At 50.1% G+C, this 15,697-nt stretch carries 14 protein-coding genes and 1 other annotated feature; of the genes, 1 reads left to right on the top strand and 13 read right to left on the bottom strand.

From position 1 onward, the window contains the following. Nucleotides 1-48: 48 nt before the first annotated feature. From ilvN to EIZ37_RS11055, 13 genes are all read right to left on the bottom strand, one after another. Nucleotides 49-549 carry an acetolactate synthase small subunit gene (gene ilvN / locus EIZ37_RS11115; protein WP_134684678.1) on the bottom strand — a complete coding sequence of 167 codons (501 nt, stop codon included), beginning with the start codon at nt 547-549 and terminating at the stop codon, nt 49-51. 1 nt (nt 550) lies between these two features. Continuing rightward, nucleotides 551-2,284, bottom strand: a complete 1,734-nt coding sequence (gene ilvB / locus EIZ37_RS11110) for a biosynthetic-type acetolactate synthase large subunit (protein WP_134684677.1) — start codon at nt 2,282-2,284, stop codon at nt 551-553. 61 nt (nt 2,285-2,345) lie between these two features. Continuing rightward, nucleotides 2,346-2,609, bottom strand: a binding site (T-box leader). A 253-nt stretch (nt 2,610-2,862) separates the two neighbouring features. Next, a complete protein-coding gene (sat, locus tag EIZ37_RS11105; RefSeq protein WP_134684676.1) occupies nt 2,863-4,032 on the bottom strand; it encodes a sulfate adenylyltransferase in 1,170 nt (389 codons plus the stop codon). 14 nt (nt 4,033-4,046) lie between these two features. Further along, a complete protein-coding gene (locus tag EIZ37_RS11100) occupies nt 4,047-4,748 on the bottom strand; it encodes a phosphoadenylyl-sulfate reductase (protein ID WP_134684675.1) in 702 nt (233 codons plus the stop codon). 177 nt (nt 4,749-4,925) lie between these two features. Next, entirely contained in the window at nt 4,926-6,704 is a 1,779-nt protein-coding gene (locus EIZ37_RS11095; RefSeq protein WP_134684674.1) for a methyl-accepting chemotaxis protein, read from the bottom strand. A 147-nt stretch (nt 6,705-6,851) separates the two neighbouring features. Next, nucleotides 6,852-7,211: a 50S ribosomal protein L20 gene (gene rplT / locus EIZ37_RS11090; RefSeq protein ID WP_134684673.1), complete on the bottom strand. Its 360-nt coding sequence runs from the start codon at nt 7,209-7,211 to the stop codon at nt 6,852-6,854. Between the two features lie 108 nt (nt 7,212-7,319). Continuing rightward, complete coding sequence (rpmI, locus tag EIZ37_RS11085) at nt 7,320-7,517, bottom strand: 50S ribosomal protein L35 (protein WP_134684672.1); 198 nt, start codon at nt 7,515-7,517, stop codon at nt 7,320-7,322. 30 nt (nt 7,518-7,547) lie between these two features. After that, nucleotides 7,548-8,054 carry a translation initiation factor IF-3 gene (gene infC, locus EIZ37_RS11080; RefSeq protein ID WP_134684671.1) on the bottom strand — a complete coding sequence of 169 codons (507 nt, stop codon included), beginning with the start codon at nt 8,052-8,054 and terminating at the stop codon, nt 7,548-7,550. Between the two features lie 336 nt (nt 8,055-8,390). After that, nucleotides 8,391-10,304 (bottom strand): threonine--tRNA ligase, encoded by a 1,914-nt coding sequence (gene thrS / locus EIZ37_RS11075; RefSeq protein ID WP_134684670.1) that lies wholly within the window; start codon nt 10,302-10,304, stop codon nt 8,391-8,393. Between the two features lie 333 nt (nt 10,305-10,637). After that, a complete protein-coding gene (gene ytxC, locus EIZ37_RS11070) occupies nt 10,638-11,552 on the bottom strand; it encodes a putative sporulation protein YtxC (protein WP_134684669.1) in 915 nt (304 codons plus the stop codon). A 772-nt stretch (nt 11,553-12,324) separates the two neighbouring features. Then, entirely contained in the window at nt 12,325-13,467 is a 1,143-nt protein-coding gene (gene mqnC, locus EIZ37_RS11065; RefSeq protein WP_134684668.1) for a cyclic dehypoxanthinyl futalosine synthase, read from the bottom strand. Nucleotides 13,468-13,612: 145 nt separating this feature from the next. Next, complete coding sequence (locus EIZ37_RS11060) at nt 13,613-13,831, bottom strand: hypothetical protein (RefSeq protein WP_134684667.1); 219 nt, start codon at nt 13,829-13,831, stop codon at nt 13,613-13,615. Between the two features lie 74 nt (nt 13,832-13,905). After that, the gene (locus EIZ37_RS11055; RefSeq protein WP_134684666.1) at nt 13,906-14,871 is read right to left on the bottom strand and encodes a spore coat protein; all 966 of its coding nucleotides are present in this window, start codon (nt 14,869-14,871) and stop codon (nt 13,906-13,908) included. A gap of 162 nt (nt 14,872-15,033) precedes the next feature. On the opposite strand from EIZ37_RS11055, the gene EIZ37_RS11050 reads away from it, so the two are divergent. Beyond that, the gene (locus EIZ37_RS11050) at nt 15,034-15,603 is read left to right on the top strand and encodes a YqaA family protein (protein WP_134684665.1); all 570 of its coding nucleotides are present in this window, start codon (nt 15,034-15,036) and stop codon (nt 15,601-15,603) included. The last annotated feature ends 94 nt before the right edge of the window (nt 15,604-15,697 follow it).

Here is a 15,697-nt window from a genome sequence, read left to right as displayed (position 1 = left end):
TTATATAAAAAGCAATTTACAGGGTACGTAAGTTGGTCGGTATCAATATCAAGCATGCACAGGTGCGGAGACAGCGCTTCTCGCCATCGCCATGGAACCGGTGCGGGTCAATTCAAGAATGCCGTAAGACTGCAGCAGGACCAGCAGGGCATCGATTTTCTCCGTATCACCCGTTACCTGGATGATCAGCGAGGCTGGCCCCACATCCACGATGGTGGCGCGGAACGGCTCAACGATGCTTTTCAGTTCCACCAGTTGGCTCGGCGTCGCATTCACCTTGATCAAGGCAAGCTCGCGGGAGACAAATGGATCCTTGCTCAGATTCGTGACGGAAATGATATCGATCAGCTTGCGCAATTGCTTCATCAGCTGATTGATCTGGTGATCATCCCCGCTTGTCGTGATGATCATACGGGATAGTCCCGCTTCTTCACTGCTGCCTACTGTAATGCTGTCAATGTTGCAGCCACGCTGTCCGAAAAGGTTGGCAACACGGGTGAGTACCCCCGGACAGTCGTTGACCAACACTGCGATCGTATGACGCTCCATCTCACTCATCCCCCATTACCATTTGGTCCAATGTATCTCCAGGCGCTACCATCGGCCAGACGTTTTCCATGTTGGCTACACGGAAGTCGATGACTACCGGGCCATCGTAAGCAAGCGCTTCTGCCCAGACTGCTTTTGCTTCCTCGGAAGTAGTGGCCCTCATGCCTTTTACCCCGTAGGCTTCCGCCAGCTTGACGAAATCTGGGCTGCAAGTCAGGTCGATCTGGCTGTAGCGTGAATCGTAGAACGTCTCCTGCCATTGGCGAACCATGCCTAAGCATTGGTTGTTCAGGATGACCACCTTCACCGGAATGTTATACTGGTTGACGATCGCCAGCTCCTGATTGGTCATTTGAAAACCGCCATCGCCTACTACTGCAATCACCGTACGATCCGGATGCGCGACTTTCGCTCCAATCGCTGCCGGGAAGCCGAAGCCCATCGTGCCCAAGCCGCCGGAGGAGATCAGGGAACGGGCATGCTTGAATTTGTAATATTGCGCCACCCACATCTGATGCTGACCGACGTCCGTGGTCACGATCGCTTCACCCTGTGTCGTCTCAAACAGCATTTCGATGACTTCCTGCGGCTTCAGCTCCGCTCCTTTTTGATACGTATATGGATAGGCTTGCTTCCACGCATCCAGCTGCTTCAGCCAATCCGCTGTATCGCAGGCTTGCGCGAGCGGCAGCGCTTTTTGCAAGGTGCTTTTCACATCGCCCGCGACCATGACCGCAGTCGATACGTTTTTGCCCAATTCAGCCGGATCGATATCGACATGGACTTTTCGTGCTTTTGGCGCGAATTCTTTTGTCCGCCCCATCGTAATCCGGTCATCGAAGCGTGCGCCCAACGCAATGACACAATCAGCCTCCAGGAGTGCGTGGTTCGCCGTGTAGCTGCCATGCATGCCGGGCATCCCAAGCGCTAATTCGTGAACACCGGGGAAACCGCCCAACCCCATAAACGTGTTGATCACGGGAATGCGTGTTTTCTCAGCAAATTCTAACAATTCTTGATGAGCGCCTGCACTGATGATGCCGCCGCCAGCCATGATCACGGGTCTTTTCGCATGCTGGATCGCTCCGATAAAGCGTTCCACATCGTCGTCGGAAGGAATCAAGCTGTCCTGATATCCCCGGATCTCCACACTTTGCGGATAGTAGAAAGGCGCCTTGGCATTGCTTACATCCTTTGGTATATCGATCAACACCGGACCCGGTCTGCCTGTGGTCGCGATGTAGAAGGCTTCCTTGATAATGCGGGGAAGATCGCGTACATCCCGCACAAAATAGTTGTGCTTGGTAATCGGAATCGTAATTCCCGTAATATTTGCCTCTTGGAAGGCATCTGTTCCGATCAAAGACTGGAATACGTTGCCGGTAATGCACACCAGCGGAACGGAATCCATTTGAGCGGTGGCAATGCCTGTCACGAGATTTGTCGCTCCCGGACCGGAAGTCGCAATGACCACCCCTGCCTTGCCGGTAGCCCGCGCGTAACCGTCGGCCGCATGAATCGCTCCCTGCTCATGCCGCGACAGCACATGCTTCAACATGCTTGAATACAAGGAATCGTAAATTGGGAGTACCGCTCCCCCAGGATAACCGAACACATACTCGACGCCTTCAAGAATCAGACTGCGAAGCAATGTTTCGGATCCTGACAACTCTTCTCCAAAACCAAGGTTTGGCATGCCATGTTTCCCATCCAATTCGGCGATTTCAAGAATCATTCTCTCTCCTCCATCCTGAAAATAATAAAAACCCTTCCACCCCGACATAGCTTTTATGTCTGTTTGGGGCGAAAGAGTTCGCGGTACCACCCAAGTTCGTTGGCGCCTCACGGATCGCCAACCTCTCGCAGTCGTCATTATCTAAGATTACGGACTGCGACACCGTAACGTGTGTCAAGCGGTCCCCCCTATGAATCGCTCTTGCTGATGTTCGAAGGGACGGCTCGGAGGTGAGTAATGGTTGCACATTCTTGTCTGGTTCTCAGCACCCCAGACTCTCTGTGAAGAAGAGGTGTACCATTCATGTCCTCGTCATTGCCTTATAATTATCGTAAAATTTGAAATTGTGTATTGTAGTCAGAAAATAAATGTTATGACTGATTATAGCTAGGCAAAATCGGGGTGTCAACGAAATAAAAATCTTTTTACCAACCTTTCGCCCGAACGAATGTTCAGTCGAATTGGCGAAATGTATGTGTTCTACCAATGAAAGCGCATTCATTCTTGTCCTGCCTTTTTCATAAAAAAAACGGACGGCACCTCTGCCATCCGTTTTGCAAACGTCACGAATTGTTCATTTATGCCTGCGTTTGTTTCTCTTTCATCCCTTTGATAAGGATTTCCGCTACCTCGGGACGGGTGAATTCCTGCGGGGGCTTCTGCCCATTGCGCAGCAATTCCCGTACCTTTGTCCCCGACAGAGTCAGATGATCATGGGACTCATGCGGACATGTTTTGGTCGTAGCCATTCCCTGACATTTGGTGCAATAGAAGCTGTGCTCAAAAAATAACAAGGAGATGCCCAGTTCCTCAGGAGCAAACTCGCTAAAGATGTGCTGCGCGTCATAAGTGCCGTAGTAACTGCCTACACCAGCGTGATCTCTGCCGACAATAAAGTGGGTGCAGCCGTAATTTTTCCGGACCATTGCATGAAAGACAGCCTCACGCGGACCCGCGTACCTCATCGCCGCTGGAAATGCGCCAAGAAAGACACGATTGGACGGATAGTAGTTTTTCAGCAGCACTTCATAGCTTTCCATACGGACTGTTGCAGGTACGTCATCGGCTTTTGTGGCGCCAACCAATGGATTGAGGAAAAGTCCATCCACGATCTCCAGTGCTGTTTTTTGAATATATTCATGAGCCCTATGGACCGGGTTGCGCGTTTGAAAGCCAACGACTGTCTTCCAGCCAAGCTCAGCAAACAAGGCTCGCGTCTCGGCTGGCCGAAAATAGTAGGCTTGAAATTGCGCGGGAACCGGTTCATGGAGAACGTCAATCGGTCCTCCCAGGTAAAGCCTGGGGCGCTCATACAATCGTTTTACACCGGGATGCTCCTCATCGGTTGTCCGGTAGACCAAAAGCGCCTCTTTTCGCTTGTCGGGGGTGTATTTGCTCGTCACCGTCAATACGGCATAATCGATTCCATCTTCCCCGCGCAGCAGCACTTTGTCTCCAAGCGCAAGACGTTCATGGCGCTCATCGACTGCCAGCGTAATCGGGATCGTCCACACCGTCCCATCCGCCAATCTCATCTTTTGCAGGACTGACTCATAATCTTTCTCGTCAAGAAAACCCGATAATGGCGAAAATGCCCCCATCCCCAAGCAGTGAATATCCGATTTTGCCCAGGAATCGATCAGTATGACCGGTAGATGACGGGCTTCCTGAAGCAGCAGCTCCCTCTGTGCACCGCTCACAAGACGGTTGATCAAGACTCCCCCGTGCGGCAAATTGTTATGAATCATCCCCATCCCCCCGATCATTTATGCAAGCCGCATTCGGTCTTGGCAAAGCCAGACCAGCGACCTGCCCGCGGATCTTCTCCAGGCAAGACGGGTCTTGTGCAGACACTGCAGCCAATGCTTGGATAATGTTGGTCGTGCAAAGGATTGTAAGGCACATCATGTACACGGATATAACTCCAGATGTCATCATAGGTCCACGAGGCTAGCGGGTTGCATTTGAGCAATCCGAATTTGCCATCCCATTCTACTTTTTTGGCATTGGCTCGCGTGGGGGCTTGTTCTCGCCGAATACCTGTGATCCATGCGCGGTACTGTTTGAGGATATCCGTCAATGGCTTTACTTTGCGCAGATTGCAGCATAGAGTTGGATTCGTGCTCCACAGATTATCGCCATATCGCTCTGCCTGCTCCTCCAAGGTCAGCTTTGGCAGCACTTGAATAAAGGGAACGCCGTATCTTTCCTGCAGACGATCCCTCGTCTCATAGGTTTCAGGAAAATGCTTATTCGTGTCCAGGTAAAAAACAGGTGTCTTGGGAGCCACATTTTGCAGCATATCAATGAGCACTACATCTTCAGCGCCGAAGCTGGACGCCAGAACGATGTCTGTGCCGTAACGTTTTGTTGCCCAATAAAGCAAATCTTCTGGACGCTCATTTTCAAAGCGGTCCGCCCAGCGTTGAATCTCTTCTGGTGACATATCGCGATGATCTGTCATCTCTCTTGTTGTCCCCTCCTCGCCTTTCTTTCGTTTCTCATCATATGAAACGGGAAAATGACTGGATATTCGTCCCGTTGAAAAAAGCGGAGAAAAGAAAAAAAGATACCCCGTTTTGGTCGGGATATCCTTTCATCGAAGCCACTTCTGGGCTTTTGACTATTTTTTCATGGCAGCCTATACCGTAAACGTGCGAACCTTGTCATCCAGGTCGGTGATTAAACGGGATACTTCGGATACGGAGGCAACCGTCTCCTCCAGCGTAGCTGTCTGTTCTTCTGCAGCCGAGGCAATCATTTCCATGCCTCCTGCTATTTCTGCGGTGACTGCATTTCCTTTTTGCATCAAACCGATCGCCCGCGAACCTTCTGTTTTCATGGTCGTGGAGGCCTGATAGATTTCCTCGATTTGTGAGGTGATGCCTTCTACCGAGCCAGTGATTTCCACGAACGCCTTTGCGCTGCGATCAACGAATCCATCTACATCCGCGACTGTAGTGACCCCGCTTTTCATCGCCAAGACCGCTTCGTTTGCCCCCTTCTGGATCTCCGCCAGCACGGTAATGATTTCTTCCCCTGCATGGCTGGTTGCTTCCGCAAGTTTACGCACTTCATCGGCCACCACCGCAAATCCGCGTCCATGCTCACCAGCTCGTGCCGCTTCAATCGCAGCGTTGAGGGCGAGGAGGTTGGTCTGCCGGGCAATCGTGGTAATCAGCTGCGTAATTTCGCCGATTTTCTCCATCTGTCTGCCTAATTCGTCAACCACGCTGGCCGATTGCTGCACCACCTGGTTGACACGCTTCATCTCTGCTTGCGCCTGATTGTTTGCCTGTAAACCAGCTCGTGCACTGTCCATCGCTTGCTGCGTGGATTCGGTTGCCGTTTTCAAGCGATCCGTGATATCCATGATCTCTTGCTGCAATTGTTCGATCGCGTACGTGGTATGAACCATATCCTCCTTCAAGGAGACTGCGGACTCGGCCATATCCGTAATGGTTGTCGCAATCTGCTCGGATGCCATACCGGTTTGGCTCGCTCCGTCGTTCAGAAAGCGGATATGTGCCGTCACCTCTCCCGATACTGTCTTCACATCCTTCAGCATATCCCCCATGCTTTGGAGCGCCTCATTCAGATGGCGTCCAACCTGGGCAAATTCGTCGCTCCCTTTCACCGCTGCGCGAACCGTAAAGTTTCCGCTGCCCACCTGTGAAATGATATTCCCGATCTCGCGAAGTTTTTGGCTGTTCGTTTTCGCGAAATACCAGGCGCATCCTCCACCAATGATAACGGTTGCAAAGATGATCCCCATCAGAAGATACTGCAAATAGCTGATGGATTCATAAAATTCAAATTCATAAGCAGCTACACCGATATATGCTTTCCAAGGTGCAAATTCACGCAAATAGCCGATTTTCAAACCGATTTTGGCATTCGGATCATCCTTGTTTTCTCCCGGCAAAAAATACGGAAACTGGACATAGCGCTCCGCTTCGTTTGGCTTCAAGGCGATTTGCTGCAGCATCGGGATGATTTCCACGCCATCCTTGGTTTTAATCGGAGCCAACTCCCCGTTTTCCCCAAAAATCGGATGCACATAGGTATGCAGAACCTTGTCGGCTTCGGTGCTGTTTACAAAGAGATACCCGGTTTTCCCAAAGCGGAAGGATGTCTGCGTATAGTCTCGTTTCTTTCCGTCAGGCTGCAACGGCCCTGCCAAAATATCATTGGCCCGTGTGATCGCCTCTTCTCGCGTCATGTTTCCGGCCTGTACATCCTTTTCCAGCATGCTAAGCACTTCATAAGCATGATCGACTACCTGCTTGATTTCCCTTACATTGCTGTCATAAAGAGCTTCCTTCGCCTGAAAATAGCTGATGGAGCCGACAATCGAAGATGGAAGTAATATACAAAGAACAAATAAGACCATTAATTTTCCCCGATAGCTTTTTACCATACTGTTCCCCCTCTATCTGCCAGTAAATTCTCTTTCTACTCTATATGTAGCCCGTTTATATAAAGCCGAAACATTTTTTAAAAGAAATTGGTTGTAAAAAACAAAAACCACCTGTTCTTCAACAGGTGGTTTCGTTATACGGATTTCTTACGCGTTGATTTTGCTTTTTGCCAAAGCAGCCAATTCGTTGAATGCTGCTTTGTCGTTTACAGCCAGATCAGCCAACATTTTGCGGTTCACTTCAATGCCAGCTACTTTCAGACCGTGCATCAGACGGCTGTAGGACAGACCGTTGAAACGAGCTTGTGCGTTGATACGAGTGATCCACAATTTGCGGAAGTCGCGTTTTTTCTGGCGACGGTCGCGGTATGCATACATCAGGGACTTCATTACCTGTGCATTCGCGGATTTAAATAAACGGTGTTTGGAACCGAAATAACCTTTTGCCAGCTTCAAGATTTTCTTATGACGACGACGTGTTACGGTGCCACCTTTTACTCTTGGCATACTAAATTCCTCCTGATCTGTCGCGCATGGCGGTCCATTCTGGATGGACACTTAGGGAGCTCATGCAGCGCGTATTTTTTCAAGTTTTTAGAACGGTTGAAGCTCGGATTACAAGTAAGTGATCATTTGCTCAATGCGTTTTTGATCACCTTTGGAAACCATCGCTGCTTTACGCAGATGACGCTTTTGTTTCGTCGTTTTGTTTGCGAACATGTGGTTACCGAATGCACGGTCACGTTTCAGGCCGCCGCTGCCGGTCTTTTTGAAGCGTTTCGCAACCGCTTTATTGGTTTTCATTTTAGGCATGTTGAAAGTCCTCCTTTTTGAACAACAACTTTACTTGTCCGTCGTTTTCGGTGCCAAAATCATGATCATGCTGCGACCTTCGATTTTGGGCTTGCGCTCAACGATCGAGATATCCTCTACCTGAGCAGCCAAGCGGTCCAGGACCTGCTGACCGATCTCGGAGTGAGTGATTTCACGTCCGCGGAAACGAATCGTGCATTTCACCTTGTCTTCTTCCTCGAGAAACTTGCGGACGTTGCGAAGCTTCGTCTGAAAGTCGTGTTCCTCAATATTGGAAGAGAAGCGAACTTCTTTGAGCTCGATGATCTTTTGGTTCCGACGTGCTTCCTTCTCCTTTTTCGCCTGCTCGTACTTGAACTTTCCATAGTCCATGATTCTGCAGACGGGAGGCTTCGCTGTCGGTGCTACGTTAACCAGGTCCAAATCGGCTTCCTGAGCAATGCGCAGTGCTTCTCGAATCGGAACTACTCCCAATTGAGCGCCATCGGCTCCAATCAAGCGAACCTCACGGGCACGAATCGCTTCGTTAACTAACATCTGATCCTTGCTAATAGTTTGCCACCTCCACTTAACTTTCGAGAGACATAGAATAACTCCAGATGCGCGGGCATCAAGCCCTTTTTGCACATTACGACCAACAAGAAGTTATGCTCTCCTGTGGTGAAACCAAAAAATGTGCGAACGCGAATGCGCCCGCACATATCTCACCTAGCAAACACAACAATAGTGTAGATGCTTTTCCATGAGTACCCGTCAACAGTCCCAAGACGTCGATCCAGGTGAGAAGCTGGGCGCTTCTGCTTGTTTCTCGAAGGTTGAAGTTCATTTATACTCAATCAATATTACCTAGTAAACAGGTGATTGTCAAGCCCATTACTTGTAATTCTTGATTTCGTCCAGCAATCCGGCAATAAATTGGTCAACCGGCTGTGCTCCTGCATCGCCTACGCCGCGTTTGCGCACGGACAAAGTGCCTTCTGCGGCTTCTTTTTCCCCAATGACCAGCATGTAAGGAATTTTGTTAACCTGTGCTTCGCGGATTTTGTAGCCGATTTTCTCGTTGCGCGCATCCAGCTCGACACGGATGCCCGCCTCCGCCATTTTCTCCTTCACCTGTTGGGCAAATGGCACATGGACCTCATTGATGGTCATGATGCGTGCCTGGATCGGAGATAGCCAAGTTGGGAATGCCCCTGCGTAGTGCTCGATCAAGATTCCGATGAAGCGCTCCATTGAACCATACATCGCTCGGTGCAGAACGACCGGACGGTGTCTTTCATTATCTTGCCCAACATAGCTCAGATCAAACTTCTCCGGCATCTGCAAGTCGAGCTGGATGGTTCCGCATTGATGCTTGCGTTTCAGAGCATCAGTGATCTGGAAGTCGATCTTCGGACCGTAGAATGCGCCGTCGCCTTCCTTGATGTAATAATCCAGACCTGCTTCTTCCAATACCTTTTTCAAGGAGCTTTCCGCAAAATCCCAGAATTCCAATGTTCCCATATAGTCTTCCGGACGAGTCGACAACGCTACGGAGTATTCAAAGCCGAATACTTTGTAGATCGAATCGATCAGGGAAATCATGTTTTTGATTTCGCTCTCGATCTGGTCTGGTCGAACGAATACGTGGGCATCATCCTGACAGAAAGAACGCACGCGCAGCATTCCGTTCAACGCGCCGGAATATTCATGGCGGTGCACCTGGCCAAACTCGGAATAACGAATCGGCAGATCGCGGTAGGAATGATTTTTATTTTTGTAGATCAGCATGTGACCCGGACAGTTCATCGGTTTCATCGCATAGGTCGCATTTTCTACCTCGGAGAAATACATGTTCTCATGGTAGTGATCCCAGTGACCCGATTGATGCCAGAGGCGCACGTTCATCATGAACGGCGTGCGTACTTCGGTGTACTGCGCCAAGCCTTGCAAACGTCGGGAGAATTGCTCCAGCTCATTGCGGACAGTGAAGCCGTTCGGGAGATAGAAAGGCATTCCCGGCGCTTCTTCGGAGAACATGAAGAGCTCCAGCTCTCTCCCCAGCTTACGATGGTCGCGCTTTTTCGCTTCCTCGATAAAGTGGAGGTATTCGTCCATATCCGCTTTTTTCGGCCAAGCTGTGCCGTATACACGCTGCAGCACTTGGTTTTCCGAATTTCCGCGCCAGTACGCACCAGCCACGCTCATCAATTTGAACGCTTTGATCACGCCTGTGGACGGAAGGTGCGGACCGCGGCACAGGTCGAAAAATTCGCCCTGCTCATAGATGGTGATTTCCGCTTCTTCCGGCAAATCGCGGATCAGCTCCAGCTTCAGGTGATCGTTAATGCCTTGGAAAATGTGCAGCGCTTCTTCGCGGCTTACGACTTTGCGGCGAATCGGCAAATCTTCCTTGATGATCTTTTCCATTTCCGCTTCGATCTTGCCCAGGTCATCCGGCGTGAGGGAAACGGGAATGTCCATGTCATAGTAGAAGCCGTCTTCGATGACTGGCCCGATGCCCAGTCTAACCTCAGAACCATAGATGCGCTTTACGGCTTGTGCCAGCAAATGCGCTGTGCTGTGGCGATATACTTCCACGCCGTCTGCGGAATCAAGGGTGAGAATCTCTACTGCCGCATCCTCGGTGACCTGCGTATAGAGATCCACGGCTTTGCCATTGATTTTTCCTGCTACCGCTTTTTTCTTCAGACTCGGGCTAATGGAAGCCGCGATGTCCTCGATTGTGCTTCCCGCCTCAACTTGGCGGACCGCTCCATCTGGGAGTGTAATGTTTACCTGTGCCATTGCTCTCTTCCTTTCTTTTGCTGAAAATGCAAAAAAACACTCAATCCCCTAAGGGACGAGTGTTGTTGTAACTTACGCTCGTGGTACCACCCTACTTCAATTTGGCTACGTCGAAAACACGAGCCAAATCCTCGTTTTTTTGATAACGGGTTGCATCAACCCGGCGTACCGTTACTCTGGAAGCCTCCATTTCACAGCAGCTACTCGAAGGGGGTAGTACATTATTCCATCTGCAGTGGGCTTGCAGCCAATGACCCACCTCTCTGCGGCATAGAAAATAATGACCATGTCCTTCTCATTGTATTTGCTACTCTTGAAAACTGTTAGTTGCTATTATAGTCGAGTCGGTTGCTGCAAGTCAAGCGGGCGGCCTGTGAGTAAACAATGGGCGCAAGAGGAACAATAGGAAACCCTGCCTTCAAAAATGCTGCTGACCGTTTGCGCCACCCCTTGCCGCTTTTCTGTCTGGTGAAAGACAATTTTCTCAGGAGCCAGCGTAATCAATGCACTGATCAAACCATCTTCGCTGCGCTCAGGTGTGTCCATCATTCCCAGCATCGTCTCCAGCTTTTCCAGCGCAATCAGGCTTCCATGTTCATCAAACAGCTCAAAATGCTTCTCCGTCGGAACCACATGTACCGTCTCGTACTGCGTATCCTGGGTGGAGATAAAATAGCGGAGAAGCTCCAGAAACTCTTCGTACTGCTTGTCTTCCTGATATTCCTCCAGCGCTGAGGTCACAGCCTCCCTGACCTCTTTCTGGTACTCTTTTAAGCGGAAACGGGCAAAGCCGTGAAGATGGATTTCCCGGTTTTCCAACAAATACGTGAAAAATGTCCGATACAGCCTAGCCTTGCGCATCGCCGTCCGTCCTACCTCATGCTGCGTGCACACAGGCTCATTCAAAGCGCGTTTGATATATGGTTTCACCTTTGGCCATTCATTATTTGTCATTGGCAGCTCTTGTCGTATGCAGTCCGATACAATTTGCGGCTCCATTACGCGAATGATCCATTCGACGATGACCAAAGAAACAAATGCCCGTACAATATCAATGGTTTCGATCGTATATTCTTCCTGAGACCAACTGACGAACCTGAAGACGGCGAGGTGCTCCTCCTGTGTCAGGCGCGGTTCGATTGTAACGGGATGAGTCTGCACCTTTGACCGCATCCTCTCCACGATCGACTGGAACTCGTCAATGTGGGAAGGGTTGTCTGCCTGCAGCATTACGGAAATGGTCTGCACCTTCGTCACCTCCAACCGGAATGTACTTACAGTATATGTCCCGCCTGCGACTATATACTTTCAAACGGTTGGAAAACGATCATGATGGCGCGTCTTTGCTTATGGTGACTGTGTTGTGCCATTCGTTTCCTCCTTTTGCTGCTCTATTGGATCTTTTCCGCGATTTTAGTGGAGTTAAACATCTTTTGCTTTTCCCGTTTACTTTAATCGGGCAGTAGTGGTGGGGAAGGGAAACACGGCGTGCTGCGTTCTTGCCACACTGCTTGGGTGTCTGGACTGTCCGGTTCCGCTTGCAAAATCGGTACGTCGCCCAAAAGCCCCAAGGGGCGCGGGTAACTTCAGCGAAGCGGTTGGGCGACAAGCGTGTACCGATTTTGCAAGCTCCACCTGGGTAGTGTGGCAAAGACTCCGCTCGTCCCGTGTTTCCCTTCCTTCTCCAGCTTTTGCATGTAGTCGGAGCTCGTAAAGATAAGCCCCTTTTAAAAATGTTGTTGCGAAAGAGAGCATGTTTCCTTGCCGCGCGACTTGCGGAGCCCTGACCTAGCGGAGCAATGAGCCGCGGGTTAAAAGGGGCGCAACCCTGCCAAAACTTCGGAGCGGCTACCACTTTTGCGCACCCCCGCGGGTCATTGTGGAGCGGACAGTCTAACCACCCTAGCGGGCGGAGAATCGGAGCACAGGCAAGGAAACATGCTCTCCCCACCCCAGCACCTTCGGACACAAAAAAAAGCGCACCACCCGTTTCCGAGTGATACGCTCTTAACCTATGCTATTAGTTTTGCATGACAAAATCGACTTCCGCCATTTCGCCTTCTTTGAACACACGCAAGATTTCATATTTGGTATTTCGCTGAGCAGGGATTTTCCCCGCTTCCCGGATGTATTGCAAAATGAGATTGGTGTTCACTTTGTGTGCACACTTCGCTGCGGATACGACGTTCTCTTCCATCATCGTCGAACCAAAATCGTTCGCCCCGTAGCTGAGTGAAATTTTCCCGATTTCCGGCCCCATGGTGACCCAGGAAGATTGGAAATTATCGATATTGTCCAGCATCAAACGGGAAATCGCCAGCGTTTTCAGGTATTCCTCCGGCGTGTTGTTCACCGCTTTCATATTGGTATTATCCGGCTGGAACGTCCAGGTGATGAATGCTTTAAAGCCGTTGGTCTCATCCTGCGCTTCGCGAATGCGCATCAGGGAAAGCACGCGCTCTTCCATCAGCTCGCCAAACCCGATCACCATCGTGGCTGTCCCTGGCAACCCTACACGGTGCGCTGTTTTTTGTGTGTTGATCCAATCTTTCCATGAGCCTTTCAGACGGGAAATTTTCCGTCTGGTGCGGTCATCGAGGATCTCTCCGCCTGCTCCCGGCAGTGAATCGAGTCCAGCTTCCTTCAATTGAATGAGAACCTCTTCCACACTCAAATTGGAAACTTCCGCGATCTTTTCGACCTCGGCTGTTGACAGGGAATGCATGGTGATCTGTGGAAAACGCTGTTTGATCCCACGCAGCAGATTCACATAATAGTCAATTTTCAGGTTAGGGTTCGTCCCGCCTTGCATCAAGATTTCAGTACCGCCTACGTCCACGGTTTCCTGGATTTTTTGGAAAATCACTTCATCCGGCAGCACGTAGCCTTCAGCAGAACCTGGCGGACGATAAAATGCACAAAATCGGCAATACGTATCACAAATATTGGAGTAATTGATGTTGCGGCCAATCACGAAAGTGGTAATGGGCTCTGGGTGCTTTTTGAGCATGACTTGGTTGGCGGCAGCACCGATTTTTTCGATCTGATCGCTCTCAAATAAAGCCAGGCCGTCTTCCAGACCCAGACGCTCTCCGGCCACTGCCCGCTCCAAAATTTTATCTATTTGCAAAAGGAACACTCCTCTCCGAAAGTTGATGCCCATTTCATCCTATCATAAATTCATATCGGCTGTACAAGAAAGAACGACAGTTTGACTGTCAAACAATGAAACCTTTTCCGCAATCATTCGTAATAACGAAAAAGAGCCCTCCATAAAAGAGAGCCCTCTGCTGAGCAGGATACGGTGATTATTCAAAACCGATCTGTTCATATACTTCAGCATCCCAATAGACGACCGTGCGTTCCAACGGAAAGTTGCTTTCCCGCGCTCCGTTTGGCTGGCCGTTAAAATAAATAATTTCGGTCACGACCACGCGATTGTTGCGGATGACGATTTCGCCTTTCGTCTCAATCTTGGTTCCGTCTGGTGCGTAAAACACAATCTTACCCGAGCCTATGTCCTTCATGGATACCCTCCACTTGTACGTGATGTATCTCTAATAGTAGAGGACATGAAAAGGCTCGTCAACGATGGATCCGCTTAGGTGGCGCTTGGCTTCTTTCGCTGTGCCCGGGCGGCAGGCTGAGCACTCATTGCGCTTGCCTCCGCTTGATCCTCCTCGTCGCTTTGCATCATACCTTCAAGCCCGGCTTGTTCCAAATAGGCGGGAGAAGAGAAGATGCTGCTGGCGTTGCCGACGGCCGGATTGCTTTCCTGTGGCATTGAGGCGCCAAGCATATTGCTTACGGGCTGCGACGCCGGTTGAGCATAGCTTTGCATCATTGTTTGGGATGTTTGCATCATTGGTTGAGAAGCTTGCATCATTGGCTGGGATGTTTGCATCATCATGTTGGCGCTTGGCATCGCATTCGCCGATGGCATCACGTTATTGGAGTACAACGTTTCCCCCATCACAGCCGGTGCTGCTGTAGGGATTGAAAAGCCGCCCGGGACAGCTTCGGAGGGGCTTGGCTGATACCCGCGCAATATGTGATTGTTGGCGATCTCCTGCATGCTATGTAACGGATAGTAGCCGCGGCGATTCATATAACCCCAGATGTCGTACGCTTGATTGGCGCAATTGTTCGCTCCTTGCATCAGCGTTCTGCGAATTTCCCAATCTGCGCATTCCAAAGCCGCATTCATCCTGATTTTTGCGCCTGATTTATGAATTCCAAGCACGGCTGAAGAAATATCGCGGTCATCCAGCTGTTGGGCATTTGCATTGGGCATCATCGCGTTAACAGGTGTCATCCCAGTCTGCTGGAAACCGTTTGTCCGCGGCCGGTACGGAATAGCCATGCCCGCTCCACGTCCGTTAATGAGATGGACCAAGCGATTATACTCATCCGTCATGAATTGCAGCTGGTTGGTCAAGATTTGCCGCAGTTCCGGATCTTGGGTGTGGGGCATATACAGCTGGCACGTATTGATCCCATCGATCGTCGCATTCATCACTTCATGAAGCTCCATTACCTCATGGGCACCATACTGGTGAGTTTGCATCCTGGTTTCCTCCTTTTTTCACTCGTGCTTTTTCTATCCATAACAAGTATGTCCGTAAACACCGCAACATAAAAGCACGTCTGGAAAACTGTTATATCCGATCGGTTTCCTGTATACTAATATCATGTAGGACTAGTAACGGGCTGTCCAAAGGAGACACTGATGTTTGATCAAATCACAGAAATTTTTATGCAATACGGAATATGGGGATTGTTTGGCCTTGCTTTTCTCGATTCGTTTATTTTGCCGGTTCCTCCGTTCTTTCTGCAGATTGGCATGAGCTTGATTGAACCGGAGGCAGCGCTTCGTTATGCCACGATCGCGTTTACCGGCTCCATTCTTGGTGCGCCCATCGGTTATATGCTGGGAAAATGGCTGGGCAAACCGCTCTTACATAAAATCTTGCCTGCAAAATGGACAGACGCTGCCACAGCGATGTTCGAAAAAAATGGGGACGGTGCCGTCTTGATCGGTGCATTCACCCCGATCCCGTTCAAGTTTTTCACCGTTCTTTCCGGTGTGTTTGGCTACTCTCTCCCCAAGCTCATGCTGTTTGCCATTCTTGGACGCGGGCTGAAATTTTTCCTGATCGGCATCTTGTTTTACCTCTACGGAAAGCATGCAAAGGTGCTGCTGGACGAATACCTCGAGGTAAGCGTTCTGGGCGTCGGGGTCATCGTCGGGATTGGTTGGTTTATTTGGAACAGAAGAAAAAAGCAGAAAGCTTCCTGATACCGTTAAAAAGCGTCTGCAGCCTAAAAAGCTGCGGCGCTTTTTTTATTGGCGGGATAATCACCTAATTGCATTTCCTCAATATATTGTAAGT

The sequence above is a fragment of the Brevibacillus migulae genome (assembly GCF_004521915.1).
GTDB classification, from domain to species: domain Bacteria; phylum Bacillota; class Bacilli; order Brevibacillales; family Brevibacillaceae; genus Brevibacillus_F; species Brevibacillus_F migulae.
The sequence above is the reverse complement of the archived record's forward strand: the minus strand, read 5'-3'. Positions and strand labels throughout refer to the sequence as shown.

What these genes read in the sequence shown, in the direction of transcription:
- ilvN (WP_134684678.1), bottom strand. Translation starts at nt 549, where the DNA reads ATGGAGCGTCATACGATCGCAGTGTTGGTCAACGACTGTCCGGGGGTA.
- ilvB (WP_134684677.1), bottom strand. Translation starts at nt 2,284, where the DNA reads ATGATTCTTGAAATCGCCGAATTGGATGGGAAACATGGCATGCCAAAC.
- sat (WP_134684676.1), bottom strand. Translation starts at nt 4,032, where the DNA reads ATGATTCATAACAATTTGCCGCACGGGGGAGTCTTGATCAACCGTCTT.
- EIZ37_RS11100 (WP_134684675.1), bottom strand. Translation starts at nt 4,748, where the DNA reads ATGACAGATCATCGCGATATGTCACCAGAAGAGATTCAACGCTGGGCG.
- EIZ37_RS11095 (WP_134684674.1), bottom strand. Translation starts at nt 6,704, where the DNA reads ATGGTAAAAAGCTATCGGGGAAAATTAATGGTCTTATTTGTTCTTTGT.
- rplT (WP_134684673.1), bottom strand. Translation starts at nt 7,211, where the DNA reads ATGCCAAGAGTAAAAGGTGGCACCGTAACACGTCGTCGTCATAAGAAA.
- rpmI (WP_134684672.1), bottom strand. Translation starts at nt 7,517, where the DNA reads ATGCCTAAAATGAAAACCAATAAAGCGGTTGCGAAACGCTTCAAAAAG.
- infC (WP_134684671.1), bottom strand. Translation starts at nt 8,054, where the DNA reads ATGTTAGTTAACGAAGCGATTCGTGCCCGTGAGGTTCGCTTGATTGGA.
- thrS (WP_134684670.1), bottom strand. Translation starts at nt 10,304, where the DNA reads ATGGCACAGGTAAACATTACACTCCCAGATGGAGCGGTCCGCCAAGTT.
- mqnC (WP_134684668.1), bottom strand. Translation starts at nt 13,467, where the DNA reads ATGGGCATCAACTTTCGGAGAGGAGTGTTCCTTTTGCAAATAGATAAA.
- EIZ37_RS11060 (WP_134684667.1), bottom strand. Translation starts at nt 13,831, where the DNA reads ATGAAGGACATAGGCTCGGGTAAGATTGTGTTTTACGCACCAGACGGA.
- EIZ37_RS11055 (WP_134684666.1), bottom strand. Translation starts at nt 14,871, where the DNA reads ATGCAAACTCACCAGTATGGTGCCCATGAGGTAATGGAGCTTCATGAA.
- EIZ37_RS11050 (WP_134684665.1), top strand. Translation starts at nt 15,034, where the DNA reads ATGTTTGATCAAATCACAGAAATTTTTATGCAATACGGAATATGGGGA.